General features: G+C 64.3%; 3 protein-coding genes. 2 read left to right on the top strand and 1 reads right to left on the bottom strand.

From position 1 onward, the window contains the following. Window positions 1-305 precede the first annotated feature (305 nt). Both rplM and rpsI read left to right on the top strand, forming a co-directional pair. A complete protein-coding gene (gene rplM, locus BRAS3809_RS31760) occupies window positions 306-770 on the top strand; it encodes a 50S ribosomal protein L13 (protein ID WP_008966110.1) in 465 nt (154 codons plus the stop codon). Window position 771: 1 nt separating this feature from the next. Further along, window positions 772-1,254: a 30S ribosomal protein S9 gene (rpsI, locus tag BRAS3809_RS31755; protein WP_008966109.1), complete on the top strand. Its 483-nt coding sequence runs from the start codon at window positions 772-774 to the stop codon at window positions 1,252-1,254. A gap of 96 nt (window positions 1,255-1,350) precedes the next feature. On the opposite strand, the gene BRAS3809_RS31750 is transcribed toward rpsI, so the two are convergent. Continuing rightward, the gene (locus tag BRAS3809_RS31750; RefSeq protein ID WP_008966108.1) at window positions 1,351-3,426 is read right to left on the bottom strand and encodes a LamG-like jellyroll fold domain-containing protein; all 2,076 of its coding nucleotides are present in this window, start codon (window positions 3,424-3,426) and stop codon (window positions 1,351-1,353) included. Window positions 3,427-3,642 lie beyond the last annotated feature (216 nt).

The following is a 3,642-nucleotide window of genomic DNA, read 5'->3' as shown; positions in this document are numbered from 1 at the left end:
GNNNCNNCNGNNNCNNACGTACTGGCCGAGGCACGGCTGCTGAAGCTCGGCAAGCGGCTGGCCGTGGGCGAAGTCTCTCTGCTGTCAGGGGAATCGCCAGACCCTATCGCCCATGTCACGGCGACCTACTCCATTCCGAATACGTGAGGTTTTTGAGGGTATTATTGCACCATATTTGCAAGTGACTGATTTTATTGCAGGAATTTTGCTTCGATGGCGTTGACGAATGCAGGGCGCTTCTCTAGAAGCTGCGACCAGTTCGGCGCGTCACCCGCGCCGCATTCTCCCTGTCACGGATATCTCTCATGAAAACCTTTTCGGCAAAGCCGGCCGAGGTCCAGAAGAAGTGGGTCGTGATCGACGCCAAGGGTCTGGTCGTCGGTCGTCTCGCCACGCTGGTCGCCATGCGGCTGCGCGGCAAGCACCTCCCGATCTACACCCCGCATGTCGATTGCGGCGACAACGTCATCATCGTCAACGCCAAGCATGCCGTATTCACCGGCCGCAAGCGCGAGCAGAAGACGTACTACAAGCACACCGGCTTCGTCGGTCACGTCAAGGAGCGCACCGCGCGCCAGATCCTCGAGGGCCGCTTCCCGGAGCGCGTGCTCGAGAAGGCCGTCGAGCGCATGATCCCGCGTGGCCCGCTCGGCCGCGTGCAGATGGGCAATCTGCGTGTCTATGGCGGACCTGATCATCCGCACGAGGCGCAGAACCCCGAGAAGATCGACATCGCGAAGTTGAACCGCAAGAACACGAGGGCCGCATAAGATGGCCGAAAGCATCCAGTCTCTCGATCAGCTGTCGCAGCTCAAGGGCGCCGTCTCGGCCCCGGACGCTCCGAAGTATGAGAAGAAGGTCGACAAGTTCGGCCGCGCCTATGCCACCGGCAAGCGCAAGGACGCGGTCGCCCGCGTCTGGATCAAGCCGGGCTCCGGCAAGGTCACCGTCAACACCCGCGACATCGAAGTGTACTTCGCCCGTCCGGTGCTGCGCATGATGATCGAGCAGCCGATGGTCGTCGCCGCCCGCAAGGGCCAGTACGATGTGATCTGCACGGTCGCCGGCGGCGGCCTGTCCGGCCAGGCCGGTGCGGTCCGTCACGGCCTGTCCAAGGCGCTGACGAACTTCGAGCCGGAGCTGCGCAGCGTCCTCAAGAAGGGCGGCTTCCTGACCCGCGACTCGCGCGTCGTCGAGCGTAAGAAGTACGGCAAGGCCAAGGCCCGCCGCTCCTTCCAGTTCTCGAAGCGCTGATCTCCAGGCGATCCGGCTTCGGCCGGATCAATCAAGCTCCAATACGAACGGGCGCCCTTGCGGGCGCCCGTTTTGCTTTATGGGATGCTGTTGAGATCAGGCGCTGGCGCGGCGCGCGGTCAGCCACTGGTTCGGCGCCAGCGGCTTCGACACCACGCGCACCTCGCCGATGCTGCCGATGAAGCCGTCCGACGGCGCGCGGTCCCACCAGCCGCAGCCGAGCGCCCAGGGCTGGGACGCCGCGACGCTGGCGAGGCCATTGCCGCCGATCACGCTGCGCACGACCGGCGCGCCCTCGATGTAGAGCACGGTCGAATTGTCTTTGGGATCGTTGACGATCGCGAGGTGATACCAGGTGTTGAGCATGATCTCGCCGGACCAGTCGGTCTGCGGCTGGCTGGTCGCGCTCGACGGCACGATCTCCCACTGCACCTCGCGCAGGTTGGAGATCGCGAACAGGATCGGCGGCGATTCCGGATCACCGCCGGCATAGTTCGGCAGCCAGCCGCGGTTGCCGAAGCGGGTCAGGATGTTGCACCAGGCGTGATCGGCGGCCTTCCAGTTCGGATCGATCTTGATGAAGGTTTCGACCGTGTAGCCCTGGGCAAAGGTTGCGGCGTTGATCGGCGCGTTGGCTGCGGTCGTGAACCAGCTGAAGCGGCCTGCGCCCTGGTGCGTGGTGTTGAGGAACTGCACGCTGCCCGCGGCCGACGACAGCCGGTGCTTGTCGGCGGTGAAGGCGACGTCGGCGACCTGAGCTGCTCCCGTGAGCGAGGCGCGCTGCATCGGGTTGGCGGCCGTGAGGTCGGCCAGTGCCGTGCCGGCGGGAACGGCCGTACCGATCGAAGACGAGGTGATCCGCCAATGCGCCACCGTCTCGGCGATGACGGGATAGTCCTGCTCGTTGGCCGGCGGCACCACCACCGGCTCGGGCTGCTCGGTGTAGTTGGCGTAGAGGTCCTGCTTCACCCGCGGCAGGATCGGCGTGCCGGCGAAGGCCGGGAGATGGCAGAAGCGGGTGAAGCGCGAGAAGCGGCGCTCGAAGTCGATCTCGATCGTGAACTCGTGATTGTCCTCGGTCAGCCACGCCCGGTCGAACTGCTTGAGGCTGTCCTTCGGCTTCTCGACCACCCAGGGCGAGAACGAGGCGACGTCGATCTTGTTGGCGGTGAAGTCGAACTCGTACAGTCGCATCAGGCCGTTGCCGCCCTGATAGGCCATCTGATAGTCGACGACCATCTGGTGCACGGGATTGCGGAAGTCGTTGAACTTCACGAGATGCGCGCCGCCGTGATAATGGCCGTTCAGCGTCATGAAGATCTGGTCGTTGCTGCGGATCAGTTTGTCCCACAGATACTGGCCATAGGCGACCTCGAGCGGGCTCACGCCGTCATTGGCGATGTTGAGGAGCTGGTGGTTGGCGAGAATGACCGGCAGCATCGGATAGCGGGCGATCATGCTCCGCGCCCAGGCGATCGCATCGTCCGAGGCGCGCCAGGACAGCGAGAGCACCATGAAGCTGACGCCGCAGGCGTGGAACACATGCGCCTCGTGCCAGCCGCTCGGATGGCGCTCCAGGAAGGTGCGCTGCTTGGCGGCGCGGCTGGTCGGGAACCACGACAGATACGGCTCGGAGGCGGCACGCTGCGCGTCGGTGCCCGAGCCCTGGCTCGCCGCGCTCTCGAACTCCAGCGCCTGCAGCACGTCGTGATTGCCGGCGAGCACGGAATAGGGGCGGCCGGCGTTCTCCAGGAGCTTCATCGCGGCATCGGCCACGGCCCATTGCTGCGGATGCTTGGACTGGTCGACGACGTCGCCGAGATGGATCGTGAACGGGATGTGATATTTCGCTGCGTTGTCGACGATGAACTGCGTCTGCGCCGGGTAGGGCGTGCTGCCATATTGGCGCTGATAGGCCTGGCCCTCCTCGGTCGTGGCATAGCGCGAATAGAACTGCGTGTCCGGCAGCACCGCGAGCGCAAAGCTGGTCGTCACGTGATGATGATGAGGATGCATGCGCCAATGCGCATGCGCGGCCTGGCCGGGCAGCAGGCTGGCACCGAGCCCGAGCGCCGACACGCCCACAGCGTTGCGCAGCAGCGTGCGGCGATCGACGCCGTCAGCCGGATGATCCGCCGTCGAATTCTTGTCGTTTGAATTGTCGAAAGACATTCTCGTCCCCACCTCGTGCGGCCGCACTGCCGCTGCCGGGCCGTGTTAGGGAGAGATGATCTCAAATTTGAGAAGGTTTCTTATCGTTTCGATGAGTGTCCGCCGGCGGATGTGAAGTGGCTCATATTGCAGGCGTCGGTTCTCAACTATCAATGAAAGGCGATGGCGGGCGCACAATTACAGCGAGCGCCGTTCAGCACGCTGCCTGCGGTTTTG

Origin of the sequence: Bradyrhizobium sp. STM 3809 (genome assembly GCF_000239795.1) — a bacterium.
GTDB lineage: Bacteria > Pseudomonadota > Alphaproteobacteria > Rhizobiales > Xanthobacteraceae > Bradyrhizobium.
The sequence above is the reverse complement of the archived record's forward strand: the minus strand, read 5'-3'. Positions and strand labels throughout refer to the sequence as shown.

What these genes read in the sequence shown, in the direction of transcription:
- rplM (WP_008966110.1), top strand. Translation starts at nt 306, where the DNA reads ATGAAAACCTTTTCGGCAAAGCCGGCCGAGGTCCAGAAGAAGTGGGTC.
- rpsI (WP_008966109.1), top strand. Translation starts at nt 772, where the DNA reads ATGGCCGAAAGCATCCAGTCTCTCGATCAGCTGTCGCAGCTCAAGGGC.
- BRAS3809_RS31750 (WP_008966108.1), bottom strand. Translation starts at nt 3,426, where the DNA reads ATGTCTTTCGACAATTCAAACGACAAGAATTCGACGGCGGATCATCCG.